Consider the following 15,684-nt stretch of genomic DNA (forward strand, 5'->3'; position numbering starts at 1 on the left):
CCCGCGTCGACCCCCCTGGCACTTCGCCGTGTTCCCCGCCCCCGGATGCACCAACGCGGCCCGGGGGACCGGTCAGCCGTCGCCCGCCTGCGCCTGCCTGCGGGTGGGGGCCATCGCCCAGCGGATCCCGCCGGTCAGGGCGGTGCCGAGCGGGCGCACGCACAGGCCCTCGGCGACCGGGACGCGGGGCAGCCGGAGCGCACGGGAGGCCCAACCGGGCAGCAGGGTCACGGCGTTGGCGGCCAGCACCGCGTAGGGCAGGCGGGCGGCCCAGGGGATCGGCGGCCGCAGCAGCAGGTAGCGCGCCGTGTCCCGGGCCTCGGGCGTGGCGCGCAGCTCGGCGCGGTAGGCGGCCAGCCGCCGCTCGAGTCCGGCGCGGTCCGTCGGCGGATCGGGGACGCCGAGCGCGGTAGCGATGCGGGCCATGTCCGCGACGTATCCGTCGCAGCCCGCGTCGTCCAGCGGGCGGGCGCCGTACCGCTGGTGGGCGCGCAGGAAGCAGTCGACCTCGGCGATGTGCACCCAGCACAGCAGGTGCGGGTCGGAGGCACGGTAGGACCGGCCGTCGGCGGCCGTGCCGCGCACGGTCTCGTGCACGGCCCGGACCCGGTCGCAGGCCTCCTGTGCGCTGTCGGCGGGGCCGTACGTCGTGACGGCGAGGAAGGTGCTCGTCCGTTGCAGCCGCCCCCAGGGGTCGCCCCGGAAGCCCGAGTGCCCGGCGACCGCGGCCATGGCCAGCGGGTGCAGCGACTGAAGGAGCAGTGCGGCCAGTCCGCCGGTGAACATCGAGGCGTCCCCGTGCACGCGGCGGACGGGCCGGTCGGGGCCGAACCAGCGCGGTCCGGGCGTGCCGTGGATGTGCGCGCGGTTGGCCGGCCCCTCGGGCCCTGCCACCCGGGAGAAGATCGCCTCGCCCGTACGGTCGCGTATGCGGTCGAGTTCGGCCGGCAGCCTCATGGTCTCGGTGCCTCCTTCCCCCCCGGCGCCGCGAAGACGCCCACGGGGTACGGGTATCCCCTTTCCGGGCCGCTCACCCGGCGGGGCGGGCCGGGATCCGGCCGGTCAGCGCCCCGCCAGGCCGGCCAGTCCGCGCAGCAGGGCGCCGCGACCGCGGTCGGGCACCGTCCACAGCGTCTGCCCCCGCACCCCCCACCGTTCCAGCAGTGCGTTGGCGGCCAGGAAACCGGTGGTCGCCGCGCGCTCCATCAACGCCACGGGCAGGTCGGTGCGGACCACGTCCCCGGCCACCACGAGTGCGGGGTCCGGGGTGCGGACGGTGGGGCGGTCGGCGTAGCCGCCCACGGGGAACAGCGGGCAGTCCGCGCGCCACTCGTGGCGGGCGTCGACGACGGTGGCCGTGCGGGATTCCGGGCAGATGTGGTGCAGCTGCTCCACGAGCCGCTTCTGCTCGACCTCGCGCGAGGCGTCCGGCGGCAGGGCGTAGGCGTGGAGCTCCACGACGGAGCCTCCGGTGCGGGAGGACCAGCGCGCCGCCTCGTCCTCCCAGCGGTCCAGCACGCTGATGTTGTCCAGGGTGCCGAATCCGCTGGTGCCCAGGAAACCCGGCCGGTCGTGGGCCAGGGGCCGGTCCAGCCAGAGCCTGCTGACCAGGAAGGGCGGGGCGGTGCGCAGGCGTGCGACGCGCTCGCGCCACGGTGCGTCGCCCAGGTGGGGCGAACGGGCGACCAGGGAGCGCAGGCCGGAGGCGTCCAGGGCGAGCACGACACCGTCGTACCAGCGCTCCTGACCGTCGGCGGCGACCTCGAAGCCGCCTCCCCGGGCGGGCTCGACGTGCTCGACCGGCGTGGCGGCGCGCACCTCGGTGTCGTGCCGCCGCAGGTACCGGGCGAGCGGATCCCACAGGGCCGTGGGGAAGGGATCGCGGGGAACGTCGAACAGCAGGCCCTCGGCGGAGCCGAGGAAGTAGATGTGGAACATCAGCGCCATCTCGGCGGCCGACAGCTGCCGGGGGTCGGCGAAGAAGCTCCGGGAGAACACCTCGAACGCCAGATGGCGGGCGTCCCGCGGGAAGCGGACGGCCTCCAGGAAGTCGTGTGCGCTGATGCCGTCGAGGCGGTCGTAGATGTCGGGCACGCGCACGTCGAGCAGCGGCAGCGCGGCGACGGGGTCCATGGCGCGCAGGTCCCGCAGCCGGAAGGAGCGGCTGCGGGCGGCGAAGCCGAGCGCGCTCCACGGCGGGGTGCGCGGCACGTGCCGGAAGCTGTCGCGCAGCCCGTTGGCGTGCAGCAGCGGATAGTCGGGCAGGCCGGTCAGCCGGGACAGGGCGGGGTCGGTACGGCGCAGCAGTCCGCGCAGGTTGTAGTACTGGCGGAAGAACGCGTGGAAGCCGCGGCTCATCGTCACCGTGCTGCCGTCCCGCAGCCGGGTGAACCAGCCGCCGACCCGGCCGCCGAGGTAGGGCTCGCGCTCGTAGAGGGTGACGGCCACGCCTCGTTCGGCCAGCGCGGTCGCGGCCGCCAGGCCCGCGATCCCGCCGCCGATCACGGCGACCGTGGGCCGCCCGTCGGCCTGCCGGGCTCCCGGGGGCGCGATCAGGACCCGGGCGCGGCGGTCCCTGCCGCGGCGGGCGGCGGGCGGGGCGCCGCTCATCGGTCCGTCTCCCCTCGCCCGGCCACGAAGGTGTGGGTGATGCCCGTCTGCCAGCCCGGCAGGGGCAGGGCGCGGACCCGTTCGAAGCCGGCCGCGCGGATCCGCTCGGCGAACCGGCCTGCGGTGTCGAACTCGACGACGCTGCGCCACAGGTGCCGGTACAGCGGCCCGTCGCCCAGCGCGGTCGCCGCGGGCTGGACGATGCCGCGGCACACCAGGGTCCACACCGCCCGGTCGGCGCGGCGCCCGCTGAGGGAGTACTCGTGCACGCCGAGGCGCCCGCCCGGCCGCAGCAGATCGCGGACGGTGGCGAGTACGGCGTCCGGGTCGGCGACGTTGCGGAAGAGGTAGGCGGCGAACACCGCGTCGAACGGTCCCTTCACCCCCGCCTCGGCCAGGCCCTCGGCCGGTGCGTGCACCAGGGTCACGCCGTCCGCCCAGGGCTTCGCGGCGGCGCGGGCCAGCATGCCGGAGGAGGCGTCCACGGCCGTGATGTTCGCGGCGGGCAGCACGGACCGCAGGGCGGCCGTGGAGGCGCCGGTCCCGCAGCCCAGGTCCAGCAGGCGCAGTCCTTCCCCGCGTCCGGGCAGCCCGAGCCGGCGCACGGAGCGCCGAAGGTGGGCGTGATAGCCGGGGTTGGCGGCGACCAGGGCGTCGTAACTGCGGGACGCGTGGTCGAAGGCGACGGCGAGGTCTTCGTCGCGCAGCAGGGTCATACGGTCTCCAGGGGCCGGGAGCAGGGTCCGGTCGGTCAGTGGGGGCGGGCCGGCCGGCGCGGCCGGGGTGCGCGTGCGCACCTGCCCCTGCTTCCGGTGCCGGGGCATCGGCGGATGCGGTCGGCTGTCACCGATTCGCCCACGGGTCCGGCCGTGCGGTCTCGCGGGCCGCAGTCCTGGTCGCTACCTCGGGCAGCGCCGGTGCCCGGCCGCCCGTGCCCGGCAGTGCCGCTGTCCCCGGCTCGTCCGCGTGGGCCGCCTGCCGGGCGTGCCTGCGCTGCCGGTAGGGGTTGTCGGGCGGGAGTTTGCTGGAGACCCGGCCGTACATGCCGAAGGTGGCGATGACCAGGCCCATGACGAAGCTGAAGATCACGTTGGTCATCCCGAAGTCGAGGACGTTGGCGGGGCGGTCCAGGACGAATATGTGGGCGAAGCCGCTCAGGACGAACAGGGTGCCCACCGTCATGTTGAGGGTGGAGGCGAAGTTGCCGCCGATCACGGCCCCGGCGAGCAGGGCCAGTCCGACGAAGGTGGAGAGGACGCTGAGCGCGAGGTTGGTGGTCATCCCGGCGATCTCGTCGCCCGCCGTGTCGAAGGGGCTCAGGGCGTCGGCGAAACCGAGGGCCGCGAAGGTGAGCAGGACGAGGCCGCACAGGCCGGCGCCGTAGCGGTAGACCGTCGCCAGGTGGTGGTCGACCGGGAGTTCATCTCGTAGCTTCATGCCCGCATTTCACCGGTTACGGGCGGAATGGATGCGGTTTCGCACCCGCGCCGGTCACCCCTCCCCGGTCGCCCCTCCCCGGTCACCCCTGGCCGGTGTCCCGGCGCAGCAGGACGAGTTCGCGGTTCAGCTCGGCCAGGAAGCGGACGACCACGGCCAGTTCGTCGGGGGTGAAGCGGCCGCGTGCCGTGTCGGTGCTCCGGGCCAGCGGCCGGAAGTAGTCCCGGGCCAGGGCCTTGCCCCCGGCCGCGTAGTGCAGGTGCACCACGCGGCGGTCGTCGACGGCGCGGACGCGCCGGACGTGGCCGGCCCGCTCCAGCCGGTCGACGCATGCGGTCATCGCGCCGGAGGTGAGGTTCAGCTGCCTGCGCAGGCGGCCCGGAGTCATCGGGCCGTCCTCGGGGTCGGCGTCCAGGATCGCGATCAGCGCCTGGACGTCGGTGAGATGCAGCCCGTGGGCCTGGGCGAACTCCTGGGCGATGCGGTTGAACTCGCCGTTCATCCGGCGCAACAAAACGGCGAAGGACTGCAACCCCGTGGGGTCGTCCGCGGGAAGAGACGGCGGGGGCATGCCGGGGGCGCTCATACCCCCAGCATAAAGTAACTTGATCGTTGAGATACTTTGTCATCGACACATTCCGCTACTGCTTTGGGACGCTCATGAACATCGCACCGCGCCGGGCCCGGTGGCTGGTACCCGTGGTCCTGTTGCTCGTCTGGCTGGGCGTCGGCGGCACGCTCGGCCCCTACGCGGGCAAGCTGGGCGAGGTGGCCACGAACGACCAGGCCGCGTTCCTGCCGCGGAGCGCCGAATCCACCCGGGTGCTCGAAGCCCGGGAGGCGTTCGACCAGTCCGAGACCCTGCCCGCCATCGTGGTCTGGACGGCGGGCGGGGAACGGGTCGGCGAGGAGCAGCAGAAGGCCGCCACCCGGGCCGTCGGCGCGCTCGCCGGGCAGCCCGGCCTCGTGGGCAGGCCCTCGCCCGCGATCCCCTCCGAGGACGGCCAGGCGTTGCAGGCCGTCGTCCAGCTGGAACCCGACCTGGGCGAGGAACTGCCGACCGCGCTGGACCGGATCCGCCGGGCGGCGGAGGGCGTGCCGGGGACCTCGGCGCAGATCGCCGGACCGGCGGCGAGCCAGGCCGATCTGTCGGACGCCTTCGCGGGCATCGACGGCCTGCTGCTGGGCGTGGCGCTCGGTGCCGTGCTGCTGATCCTGCTGCTCGTCTACCGCAGCGTCCTGCTGCCCTTCCTGATCATCCTCGGCTCCGTGTTCGCCCTGGGGCTCGCCTGTGCCGTCGTCTACGCGCTGGCGCAGCGGGACGTGGTCCGGGTCGACGGCCAGGTGCAGGGCATCCTGTCGATCCTGGTGATCGGCGCCGCCACCGACTACGCCCTGCTGCTGGCCGCGCGCTTCCGTGAGGAACTCGCCACGCGCGGGGACCGGGTCTCGGCCGCGGTCGCCGCCGTGCACCGCTCCTTCGGCGCGATCACCGCCAGCGCTGCCACGGTGGCCCTCGGGCTGCTCGCCCTGCTCGCCAGCGACCTCACCAACAACCGCGCGCTCGGACCGGTCGGCGCCATCGGCATCCTGTGCGCCGTCCTGTCCACGCTCACCTTCCTGCCCGCCGTGCTGGCCCTGCTGGGCCGGGTCGCGTACTGGCCGTCCCGGCCCCAGCCGTCGGCGCAGGGCAGCGGGGTGTGGCGGCGGATCGCCGCGACGGTGGACCGCCGGCCCCGGCGGACCTGGATGGTGACCGCCGTCGTGCTGGCCGGTTTCGCCTGCTTCTCCCCCGCCCTGTCCTCCAAGGGCGTCCCCCTGGACGAGATCTTCGTGAACGACGCGCCGTCGGTCGCCGCCCAGGCCACGCTCGGCGAGCACTTCCCCGGCGGGTCGGGCAACCCGGCCGTCATCATCGCCGACGCCGACCGCGGTGACGCGGTGACCGCCGCCGCGAGCGGGACCGAGGGCGTGGCGTCGGCCGGTGCCGTGTCCGCCTCCGGGCGGCCCGGCGCGGGAGAGCCGCTCGTCGTCGACGGCCGGGTCCGCATCGACGCCACCCTCGAGGCCGCCGCGGACAGCGACGCCGCGAAGGAGACGATCCAGCGGCTGCGCGACAGCGTGCACGCGGTCTCCGGCGCCGACGCGCTGGTCGGCGGGTACACGGCACAGCAGTACGACACCCAGCAGACCGCCGCCCGGGACCGCACGGTCATCGTGCCCGTGGTGCTGGCCATCATCCTGCTGATCCTCATGCTGCTGCTGCGCTCCCTGCTCGTACCGGTCCTGCTGGTCGCGACAGTCGCCCTCAACTTCCTGGCCACGCTGGGGGTTTCGGCGCTCGTCTTCGAGCACCTCCTCGGGTTCAGCGGCACGGACGCCTCGGTGCCGCTGTACGGCTTCGTGTTCCTGGTGGCGCTCGGCGTGGACTACAACATCTTCCTCATGTCCCGGGTCCGGGAGGAGGCGCTCACCCACGGCAGCAGGCAGGGCGTGCTGCGCGGGCTGACCACGACCGGCGGAGTGATCACCTCGGCCGGTGTGGTGCTCGCGGCGACCTTCGCGGCCCTGATGGTCATCCCGTTGGCGTTCCTGGTGCAGATCGCGTTCATCGTCGCCTTCGGCGTGCTGCTGGACACCCTCGTGGTCCGGTCGCTGCTGGTGCCCGCGCTGGTGATCGACATCGGGCCCAAGGCATGGTGGCCGAGCGCGCCGGCCCGCCGAAGCGCCGGGACCGGATCGGCGGTGACACCACCGGCGTAGCGGCCCGGCCGCCGACATGCCGAGGGCCCGGTCCGCGTCTAGCGTGGGCCGGGCCCTGTGCCGCGGCGGGAAGGAACTCCGATGCCGGTTGCCCGCAGTCCCCTGTACGCACGTACCGCCGTCGTGACCGGAGCGGCGCGCGGCCTCGGGGAGGGGCTGGCCCGGGAGCTGTCCCGCCGGGGCGCCCGGGTGGCTCTGCTGGGCCGGGAGGAACGGACGCTGGCGGAGGTCCGTGACACCCTCCCGGGCGAGTCCGCGTGCTGGGAGGTCGACGTCACCGACGCGGACGGCATGTTCCGCGTCGCCGCCGAGATCCGCGCCCGGTTCGGACCCCCGTCGGTGGTGGTCGCCAACGCCGGAGTGGCCGAGGGCGGCCCGTTCGCCGAGGCCGACCTCGCGGTCTGGCGCCGGGTGATCGAGGTCAACCTCGTCGGCAGCGCCGTCACCGCGCGCGCCTTCCTGGCGGACCTGCTCGCCGTCCGCGGCTACTTCCTCCAGGTCGCCTCCCTGGCGTCCCTCGGCACCGCGCCGATGATGAGCGCCTACTGCGCCTCCAAGGCCGGGGTCGAGTCGTTCGCCCACGCGCTGCGCGCGGAAGTCGCCCACCGCCATGTGGGCGTGGGGATCGCCTACATCAACTGGACCGACACCGACATGGTCCGCGACGCCGACGAGTACGCCGTACTGCGGGAGCTGCGCGGCCACATGCCGGCACCGGCACGCAAGGTCTATCCCGTGGCGTATGTGGCGGACCGGCTCGCCACGGCCGTGGAACGCCGGCGGCCGTCCGTCTACGTGCCCGGCTGGCTGCGCGCGATGCAGCTGGTGCGCGGGGCGGTGCCGCCGGTCGTCACGATGCTGTCGCGCCGCGAACTGCCCCGCCTGGCCGCCGCCGAGCCGTTCACCGCCACGGGACTGCTCGGCGCCGGCGGCCGCGCTGACCAGTCGGGCGGACCGGCCGCCCCCGTCCCGTGACCGGGCGGTACGGCCCGAGGCGCGCATCCGTCGGCGGCACTGCGTGCGAAGTGTTCGTGGGCGGACGGACCCGCGGGTACCGGGCGGACCGCCCGCCGCGCCACACCCTGGAGGAACGGCCATGAGCACGGACGGACAGCGCGCCGCACAGCGGCCGCACTGCCTGGTGACCGGGGCGACCGGCTACATCGGCGGCCGGCTGGTGCCGGAACTGCTGGACGCCGGTCACCGGGTGCGGTGCCTGGCCCGCTCCCCCGGCAAACTCCGCGACCACCCCTGGGCGGGGGACGCCGAGACGGTCCAGGGCGATGTCACCGACCCGGAGTCGGTCGCCGCCGCGATGCGCGGGATCGACGTCGCGTACTACCTGGTGCACGCCCTGGGCAGCGGTACGGGCTTCGAGGAGACCGACCGCCGGGCGGCCCGCGTCTTCGCCGAGCAGGCCCACGCCGCCGGGGTACGGCGGATCGTCTACCTCGGCGGGCTCACGCCCGAAGGCGTCCCCGAAGAATCGCTCTCGCCGCATCTGCGGTCCCGGGCCGAGGTGGGCCGCATCTTCCTCAAGGCGCCGGTTCCGGCCGCCGTGCTGCGTGCCGCGGTCGTCATCGGGTCGGGGTCGGCCTCCTTCGAGATGCTGCGCTACCTCACCGAACGCCTGCCCGTCATGGTCACCCCCAGCTGGGTCCACACCCGCACCCAGCCCATCGGCGTCCGCGACGTCCTGCGCTACCTCGTCGGCTGCGCCACGCTGCCCGACGACGTGGACCGGGCGTTCGACATCGGCGGACCCGACGTGCTCACCTACCGGGAGATGATGCGCCGTTACGCCGTCGTCGCCGGACTGCGGCCGCGCCTCATCGTGCCCGTCCCGGTGCTGACCCCCCGGCTGTCCAGCCACTGGGTCGGCCTGGTCACCCCGGTGCCCGCCGCCATCGCCCGGCCGCTGACCGAGTCGCTGCGGCACGAAGTGGTCTGCCGCGAACACGACATCGCCCGGTACGTGCCCGACCTGCCGGGCCGGCCGCTGCCCTTCGACGAGGCCCTGTCCCTGGCGCTGCGCCGGGTCCGGGAGGCGCAGGTCGTCACCCGCTGGTCCTCCGCCGCCGTCCCGGGAGCCCCGAGCGACCCGCTGCCCACCGACCCGGACTGGGCCGGCGGCAGCCTCTACCAGGACGAACGGCAGCTCGACGTCGAGGCGCCCAGGGAGGCGCTGTGGAAGGTGATCGAGGGCATCGGCGGGGACAACGGCTGGTACTCCTTCCCGCTCGCCTGGGCGGTCCGCGGCTGGCTGGACCGGTTCGTCGGCGGGGTCGGCCTGCGCCGCGGCCGACGCGACGCCGAACGCCTGCGGGTGGGCGACTCGCTGGACTTCTGGCGGGTCGAGGAGATCGAGCCCGGCCGGCTGCTGCGGCTGCGCGCGGAGATGCGGCTGCCGGGCCTGGCGTGGCTGGAGATGTACGCGGAGACGGACGCCGACGGCGGCACCCGCTACCGGCAGCGCGCGCTCTTCCACCCCCGCGGTCTGCTGGGCCACGCCTACTGGTGGGCCGTCTCGCCCTTCCACGCGGTCGTCTTCGGCGGCATGGCCCGCAACATCACCCAGGCCGCCGCCAAGGGCATGAGCGCGCGCGGGCCCTCGCACTCCGCCCGCATCCGGTTGCCGCGCCGCGACCGAAGAGTGCGGCAGTAGGGCTATCAGCACACCATCGGGAGTGTCACATGACCGTCGCGGTCGTCCTGTTCACCTCGGATCTGCGTCTGCACGACCATCCGCCGCTGCGGGCCGCCCTGAGGGCCGCGGACGAGGTGGTGCCGTTGTTCGTCCGCGACAGCGCGATCCACGCGACCGGTTTCGACGCTCCCAACCGGGCGGCCTTCCTCGCGGACTGCCTGGCCGACCTGGACGGCTCGCTGCGCCGGTGCGGCGGACGGCTCGTCGTGCGCTCGGGCCCGGTCGTGCGTGAGGTCGTGGCGGTCGCCGCCGAGTGCCAGGCGACCGAGGTGCACCTGGCCGCCGGGGTCACGGGTTACGCCCATCGGCGCGAGGAGCGGCTGCGGGAGGCCCTGCACGGTCGAGGGGTGCGGCTGCGCGTGCACGACGCCGTCGTCACGGCCGTCGCCCCCGGCGCGCTGACCCCGGTCGGCTCCGACCACTACGCCGTCTTCACCCCGTACTTCCGGCGGTGGTCGCAGGAGCCGCTGCGGGAGGTCCTCGCCGCGCCGCGCACCCTTCGCGTCCCCGACGCGGCGCGCGGCGAGCCGCTGCCCGGCCGGGACGGGCTGTCCGGCCTCTCCCCCGGCCTCGCCGTCGGGGGCGAGCTGCGCGGCCGGGACAGCTTCTCCCGGTGGGCCGGGCGGGACATGGCCGAGTACGAGCACCAGCACGACGACCTGGCGGGCGACGCGACCTCACGGCTGTCGCCCTACCTGCACTTCGGTGCCCTCTCGCCGGTGGAACTCGTCCAGCGGGCCCGCGCGCGCGGCGGGCCGGGCGCGGCGGCCTTCGTACGGCAGCTGTGCTGGCGCGACTTCCACTACCAGGTCCTCGCGGCCCGGCCCGACGCGTCCGTCCAGGACTACCGCACCCGGCACGACCGGTGGCGGTCCGAGGACGAGGCGGCCGGGGACATCGCCGCGTGGCGGGAGGGCCGTACCGGCTATCCGGTCGTCGACGCGGCCATGCGCCAGCTGCGCCACGAGGGCTGGATGCACAACCGGGCCCGCCTGCTGTCGGCGAGCTTCCTCACCAAGACGCTGTACGTCGACTGGCGGATCGGCGCCCGGCACTTCCTGGATCTGCTGGTGGACGGCGACCTGGTCAACAACCAGCTCAACTGGCAGTGGGTCGCCGGGACCGGCACCGACACCCGCCCCCACCGCGTCCTCAACCCGGTCGTCCAGGGCAAGCGCTTCGACCCGCACGGGGAGTACGTGCGGCGCTGGGTGCCGCAACTGGAGCACGTCAAAGGCGGCCAGGTCCATGAACCGTGGCGGCTGCCCGAGGAGGAGCGGGTCGGCTACCCCGAGCCGCTGATCGGCCTCGGGGACGGGCTCGCGCGCTTCAAGAGGGCACGTGGCCGCGACTGACGGAGGGACCCCCGTGCGCCCGTCGGCACAGCCCTGGCCGCCGACGGCTGTGGATCACTGCATCCGTCCCGGAGCCCTCGGCGGAAGCACTGGTGTCCGAACGACCATGAGCGAGAAGGGGTTGCGCATGCTGGGACTGCGGCCCGCGGCGACCGAAGCGGACGGACTCGGGGTCGCCCGGCTCACCGCTCTGGACGCCACCGAGGCTGTCGGGACCGTGCTGGAGCACTGGCTCGACACGGCGCTGGACCGCACCCGCACGACGGACTCGCTGTTCGCCGAGGACGTGGCCGACCGGGTGAGCGCCTTCGTGCTGCGCGGCGGCAAGCGGCTGCGCACGGCGTTCACCTGGTGCGGATGGCGGGCGGCCGGCGGCTCGGGCGACCCCGGCGCGGTGCTCCGCACGGGCGCCGCCCTCGAACTGCTCCAGGCGTGCGCCCTGGTCCACGACGACCTGATGGACGGATCGGTGCTGCGCCGGGGTGCTCCGGCGCTCCACGTCGGCCTCGCCCGCAGGCACTGGGCCGCGGGGATGAGCGGCTCGGCGGAGTCGTTCGGGGTCTCCGCCGCGGTACTGGCCGGTGACCTCGCGCTCGCCTGGGCCGACGATCTGCTGACGGAGACGGCCCTCGGTTCGCCGCACGGAGCGGGGCTCCACCGGGAGTGGCAGGCGATGCGGGGCGAGATGGTCGCCGGGCAGTACCGCGACCTGCACTCCCAGGCCACCGACTCGTCCGGTGTCGACGAGGCGCTGACCGTCGCCACGCTCAAGAGCGCCCTGTACACCGTGGCCCGGCCCCTGGCCCTGGGTGCGTCCCTGACCGGCGCGGACGAGCACACGCTGGACGCGCTGCGGGCCGCCGGCCGGTGTGCGGGACTGGCCTTCCAGCTCCGGGACGATCTGCTCGGCGCCTTCGGGGATCCGGCGCGGACCGGGAAACCGGCCGACGACGATCTGCGGTCGCGCAAGCTGACGTATCTCCTCGCCGTCGCGGTCCGGCTCGCCGAGGTCCGCGGGGACGGCGAAGCCGCCGCCGTGCTCGCGCCGGGCACCGAACAGCGGTCGCCGCGCACGGTAGGCCGGATGCGGGCGGCCCTGGAGCGCGTCGGGGCCCGGGACATGGTGGAGGCGAAGATCGCCGACCTGGCGGCCGAGAGCCTGCGGCACTTCGCGGCGACCGGCGCCGACCCGGCCGTACGCCGGGAGTTCGCCGAGCTGGTCGCCCGGGCCTCGGGCAGCGGCCCGCGCCGCGGCGGGGAGGACGCATGAGAAGCGTGGCGGGACCGACCGACCATGTCGTGGTGGTGGGCGCAGGGCTGTCCGGACTCGCCTGCGCCCTGCATCTGCTGGGCGCAGGCCGCCGGGTCACCGTGGTGGAACGGGACGCGGGACCGGGCGGCCGGGCCGGGCGGGTGCGGCTCGGCGGCTACGAGGTGGACACCGGCCCCACCGTGCTGACCATGCCGCACCTGGCCGACGAGGCGTTCGCGGCGGTCGGGGACAGCCTCGCCCGCCGGGTCGAGCTGGTGGCCCTGCACCCGGCCTACCGGGCCCGGTTCGCGGACGGCACCTCCCTCGACGTGCACACCGGAGCGGAGGCGATGGAGGAGGAGGTCCGGCGCTTCGCCGGGCCCGCGGAGGCGGCCGGCTACCGCAGGCTGCGGCACTGGCTGACCGAGCTGTACGGGGCGCAGATGCGGCGGTTCATCGACGCCAACTTCGACTCGCCCTTCCAGCTCCTCCACCCCGACCTGGCCCGGCTGGCCGCCCTCGGCGGTTTCGGACGGCTGGACCGGCAGATCGGCCGTTTCCTCTCCGACGCCCGCCTGCGCCGCGTCTTCTCCTTCCAGGCCCTGTACGCGGGGGTCGCCCCGGCCCGGGCCCTGGCGGCCTACGCGGTGATCGCCTACATGGACACGGTGGCCGGGGTCTGGTACCCGAAGGGCGGCATGCACGCCGTCCCCCGCGCCATGGCCGACGCGGCGGCGGACGCCGGTGCCGAGTTCAGGTGGTCGGCGCAGGTGACCTCACTGGAACGCTCCGCGGGCCGGGTGCGTGCCGTGCGCCTGGCCTCGGGCGAGCGGATCGCCTGCGACGCGGTGGTGCTGAGCTGCGAACTGTCCACCGCGCACCAGCTCCTGGGGCGTGCTCCCCGACGGCCCGTCCGGCTGAGTCACTCACCGTCCGCGGTGATCCTGCACGCCGGCGGCGACCGCACCTGGCCCCAGCTCGCCCACCACACCCTGTCCTTCGGTACGGCGTGGAAGCGCACGTTCGAGGAACTGACCCGCTCGGGAACCCTGATGAGCGATCCGTCCCTGCTGATCACCCGCCCGACGACCCACGATCCCGCCCTGGCACCGCCCGGCCGCCATCTGCACTACGTCCTGGCGCCCTGCCCGAACACCACGGTCGGCCCCTCCGCCGAGAGCTGGCGAAGCCTCGGCCCGCGCTACCGCGACAGCCTGGTCGCCGAACTCGAGCGCCGGGGCCTCGACGGGTTCGCCGCCGGCGTGGAGGAGGAACTGCTGGTGACTCCGCTGGACTGGGCCGCACAGGGCCATGCGGCGGGCAGCCCGTTCTCGGTCTCCCATCGGTTCGCCCAGACCGGTCCGTTCCGGCCGCGCAATCTGGTCAGCGGCTGGGACAACGTGGTCCTGGCGGGCTGCGGCACCACCCCGGGCGTGGGCGTGCCGACGGTCCTGATCAGCGGCAAGCTCGCCGCCGCCCGCATCACCGGCGGCCACGGCACGGGCACCGCGCCGGCCTCGGTGCGGTCCTCCTCCCCCTCGACCCGGGCAGGTTCGGCATGACCCGTCGTGAACTGGACGCCGCCGCCATCACCGACCCGGCCCTGCGCGCCGCCTACACCGAGTGCCGCCGCCTCAACGCCCGCCACGGCAGGACCTACTTCCTCGCCACCCGGCTGCTCCCGCTGGAACGCCGCTCGGCCGTGCACGCCCTGTACGGCTTCGCCCGCTGGGCCGACGACATCGTCGACGACCTCGACCGGCGCCTGACCCCCGACGAACGCGACCGGCTCCTCAAGCGGCTGGAGGGCGACCTCGCACACGAGCTGCGCACCGGCGGCGGACACGAACCGGTGGTGCGCGCCGTGGCCGACACCGCCCACCGGTACGACATCGACCACACCCTGTTCGCCGACTTCCTCGCCTCGATGCGCGCCGACCTGACCGTCACGGACTATCCGACCTACGCCGACCTGCGGGAGTACATGCACGGCTCGGCGGCGGTCATCGGGCTGCAGATGCTGCCCGTGCTCGGCACGGTCGTCCCCCGCGACGAAGCGGCCCCGCACGCCGCCGCCCTCGGCGAGGCGTTCCAGCTCACCAACTTCCTGCGGGACGTGGGCGAGGACCTGGACCGGGGCCGCGTCTACCTGCCGGGCGACCTGCTCGCCGCGCACGGCGTGGACCGGCCGCTGCTGGAGTGGAGCCGCCGCACCGGCCACAAGGACCCGCGCATCCGCGCCGCGCTCGTCGCCGCCGAGGCCATGATCCGGGCGGTGTACCGGACGGCGGAGCCGGGCATCGCGATGCTCGACCCGCGGGTGCGCCCCTGCATCCGCACCGCGTTCACCCTCTACGGCGGCATCCTCGACGCCGTCGCGGCCCAGGACTACGCCGTGCTGCACCGCCGTGCGGCGGTGTCCCGGCTGCGGCGGGCGGGCACCGCGACGGCCGGTGCGGTCCATGTCCTCCGGGCCCGCCGGCGCGCCCGCGGCCCCCGTGAGGCGGCCACCGCGGACAAGGCGTCACTCGGATGAAGGGACCGGCCAGTTGAGGAAGCGAGCGGACGGCCGCCGCTGGACACCGCCGCTGCGGCGGCGGCCCGGCGGCCCGGACTGGGCCGGGCAGGGCCCGACCTGGCGGCAGGCGCGGCCCGCCCTGATCGCCGACGCCCTCAAGCGGGCGAGCACGCGCCCGTCCGGGAACTGGTTCGTCGTCGGCGCCTCCCGGGACGTCCCCGCGGGCGGGCGCCCGTACGGCAGGACGGTGGGCGGCGTGGAGGTCGTGCTGTGGCGTTCGGTGACGGGTGGACTGCGCGGCGGCCCGGGCGCCTGCCCGCACCTGGGCGCTCCCCTGCGGGACAGCCGGGTGGTGTGCGGCACTCTGGTGTGCCACTGGCACGGACTGGCCCTGGACGGTACGCCGTTCGCCGGCTGGAGCCCGTACCCCGTGCACGACGACGGGGTGCTGGTGTGGGTGCGGCTGGACTCGGTCGGCGGCGAGGAACCCTCGGAGCGCCCCCTGGTGCCGGCCCGGCCGGCGGCGGGCGGTGCGGTGGACGCCGTGTTCACGGCGGTGGGCCGGTGCGAGCCGCAGGACGTGGTCGCCAACCGGCTCGACCCGTGGCACGGTTCCTGGTTCCATCCGTACTCCTTCGTCGACCTGACGGTGGTGCGGGAGCCGCGGGGCGAGGAGGACGACGTCTTCGTCGTCGATGTCTCCTTCCGGGTGGCGGGCCGTCTGGTGGTGCCGGTGCGGGCCGAGTTCACCGCGCCGGGGCCGCGTACGGTCGTCATGCGCATCACCGAGGGCGAGGGCGCCACGTCGGTGGTGGAGACGCATGCCACGCCGCTGACCGGTGAGGGGGACGCGCACCCGCGGACGGCCGTGGTGGAGGCGGTCGTCGCCGCCTCGGACCGACGTGGCTTCGCCCTGGCCCGGGCCGCCGCGCCGGTGCTCCGCCCGCTGATGCGCCGTACCGCCGGACGGCTGTGGCGCGACGACCTGGCCTACGCGGAGCGGCGCTGGGCGCTGCGCAGCACCGGCCGTTTCCCCGGGTGA

Annotated in this window: 13 protein-coding genes; 8 read left to right on the top strand and 5 right to left on the bottom strand. The window is 74.9% G+C overall.

Annotated features, from left to right (window positions below; all coding sequences use genetic code 11):
• Positions 1-72: 72 nt before the first annotated feature.
• The 5 genes from ACWD1Z_RS32620 to ACWD1Z_RS32640 all read right to left on the bottom strand — a co-directional run bounded on the left by ACWD1Z_RS32620 (position 73) and on the right by ACWD1Z_RS32640 (position 4,633).
• On the bottom strand, positions 73-957 hold the full coding sequence (locus tag ACWD1Z_RS32620) for an oxygenase MpaB family protein (protein WP_451123716.1): 885 nt from the start codon (positions 955-957) through the stop codon (positions 73-75).
• 105 nt (positions 958-1,062) lie between these two features.
• On the bottom strand, positions 1,063-2,610 hold the full coding sequence (locus tag ACWD1Z_RS32625; RefSeq protein WP_451123718.1) for an FAD-dependent oxidoreductase: 1,548 nt from the start codon (positions 2,608-2,610) through the stop codon (positions 1,063-1,065).
• On the bottom strand, positions 2,607-3,326 hold the full coding sequence (locus ACWD1Z_RS32630) for a class I SAM-dependent methyltransferase (RefSeq protein ID WP_451123720.1): 720 nt from the start codon (positions 3,324-3,326) through the stop codon (positions 2,607-2,609). The genes ACWD1Z_RS32625 and ACWD1Z_RS32630 overlap by 4 nt, the downstream gene beginning before the upstream one ends.
• Positions 3,327-3,453: 127 nt before the next feature.
• Entirely contained in the window at positions 3,454-4,047 is a 594-nt protein-coding gene (locus tag ACWD1Z_RS32635; protein WP_451123722.1) for a DUF4383 domain-containing protein, read from the bottom strand.
• 82 nt (positions 4,048-4,129) lie between these two features.
• Entirely contained in the window at positions 4,130-4,633 is a 504-nt protein-coding gene (locus ACWD1Z_RS32640) for a MarR family winged helix-turn-helix transcriptional regulator (protein ID WP_451123724.1), read from the bottom strand.
• 74 nt (positions 4,634-4,707) lie between these two features.
• Between ACWD1Z_RS32640 and ACWD1Z_RS32645 the strand changes: the two genes are divergently transcribed.
• The 8 genes from ACWD1Z_RS32645 to ACWD1Z_RS32680 all read left to right on the top strand — a co-directional run bounded on the left by ACWD1Z_RS32645 (position 4,708) and on the right by ACWD1Z_RS32680 (position 15,684).
• On the top strand, positions 4,708-6,810 hold the full coding sequence (locus ACWD1Z_RS32645; protein WP_451123726.1) for an MMPL family transporter: 2,103 nt from the start codon (positions 4,708-4,710) through the stop codon (positions 6,808-6,810).
• A gap of 81 nt (positions 6,811-6,891) precedes the next feature.
• On the top strand, positions 6,892-7,785 hold the full coding sequence (locus ACWD1Z_RS32650; protein WP_451123728.1) for an SDR family oxidoreductase: 894 nt from the start codon (positions 6,892-6,894) through the stop codon (positions 7,783-7,785).
• Between the two features lie 121 nt (positions 7,786-7,906).
• Positions 7,907-9,475 (top strand): SDR family oxidoreductase, encoded by a 1,569-nt coding sequence (locus ACWD1Z_RS32655; RefSeq protein WP_451123730.1) that lies wholly within the window; start codon positions 7,907-7,909, stop codon positions 9,473-9,475.
• 29 nt (positions 9,476-9,504) lie between these two features.
• The gene (locus tag ACWD1Z_RS32660; RefSeq protein ID WP_451123732.1) at positions 9,505-10,872 is read left to right on the top strand and encodes a cryptochrome/photolyase family protein; all 1,368 of its coding nucleotides are present in this window, start codon (positions 9,505-9,507) and stop codon (positions 10,870-10,872) included.
• 127 nt (positions 10,873-10,999) lie between these two features.
• Positions 11,000-12,142, top strand: a complete 1,143-nt coding sequence (locus ACWD1Z_RS32665) for a polyprenyl synthetase family protein (RefSeq protein WP_451123782.1) — start codon at positions 11,000-11,002, stop codon at positions 12,140-12,142.
• A complete protein-coding gene (gene crtI, locus ACWD1Z_RS32670) occupies positions 12,139-13,686 on the top strand; it encodes a phytoene desaturase family protein (RefSeq protein WP_451123734.1) in 1,548 nt (515 codons plus the stop codon). Before ACWD1Z_RS32665 ends, crtI begins: the two co-directional genes overlap by 4 nt.
• The gene (locus tag ACWD1Z_RS32675) at positions 13,683-14,660 is read left to right on the top strand and encodes a phytoene/squalene synthase family protein (protein ID WP_451123736.1); all 978 of its coding nucleotides are present in this window, start codon (positions 13,683-13,685) and stop codon (positions 14,658-14,660) included. The genes crtI and ACWD1Z_RS32675 overlap by 4 nt, the downstream gene beginning before the upstream one ends.
• 13 nt (positions 14,661-14,673) lie before the next feature.
• The gene (locus tag ACWD1Z_RS32680) at positions 14,674-15,684 is read left to right on the top strand and encodes a DUF5914 domain-containing protein (protein ID WP_451123738.1); all 1,011 of its coding nucleotides are present in this window, start codon (positions 14,674-14,676) and stop codon (positions 15,682-15,684) included.

The organism is Streptomyces sp. NPDC002784, assembly GCF_053592135.1.

Coding starts and splice junctions, on each gene's coding strand:
- ACWD1Z_RS32620 (WP_451123716.1), bottom strand. CDS start 957: ATGAGGCTGCCGGCCGAACTCGACCGCATACGCGACCGTACGGGCGAG.
- ACWD1Z_RS32625 (WP_451123718.1), bottom strand. CDS start 2,610: ATGAGCGGCGCCCCGCCCGCCGCCCGCCGCGGCAGGGACCGCCGCGCC.
- ACWD1Z_RS32630 (WP_451123720.1), bottom strand. CDS start 3,326: ATGACCCTGCTGCGCGACGAAGACCTCGCCGTCGCCTTCGACCACGCG.
- ACWD1Z_RS32635 (WP_451123722.1), bottom strand. CDS start 4,047: ATGAAGCTACGAGATGAACTCCCGGTCGACCACCACCTGGCGACGGTC.
- ACWD1Z_RS32640 (WP_451123724.1), bottom strand. CDS start 4,633: ATGAGCGCCCCCGGCATGCCCCCGCCGTCTCTTCCCGCGGACGACCCC.
- ACWD1Z_RS32645 (WP_451123726.1), top strand. CDS start 4,708: ATGAACATCGCACCGCGCCGGGCCCGGTGGCTGGTACCCGTGGTCCTG.
- ACWD1Z_RS32650 (WP_451123728.1), top strand. CDS start 6,892: ATGCCGGTTGCCCGCAGTCCCCTGTACGCACGTACCGCCGTCGTGACC.
- ACWD1Z_RS32655 (WP_451123730.1), top strand. CDS start 7,907: ATGAGCACGGACGGACAGCGCGCCGCACAGCGGCCGCACTGCCTGGTG.
- ACWD1Z_RS32660 (WP_451123732.1), top strand. CDS start 9,505: ATGACCGTCGCGGTCGTCCTGTTCACCTCGGATCTGCGTCTGCACGAC.
- ACWD1Z_RS32665 (WP_451123782.1), top strand. CDS start 11,000: ATGCTGGGACTGCGGCCCGCGGCGACCGAAGCGGACGGACTCGGGGTC.
- crtI (WP_451123734.1), top strand. CDS start 12,139: ATGAGAAGCGTGGCGGGACCGACCGACCATGTCGTGGTGGTGGGCGCA.
- ACWD1Z_RS32675 (WP_451123736.1), top strand. CDS start 13,683: ATGACCCGTCGTGAACTGGACGCCGCCGCCATCACCGACCCGGCCCTG.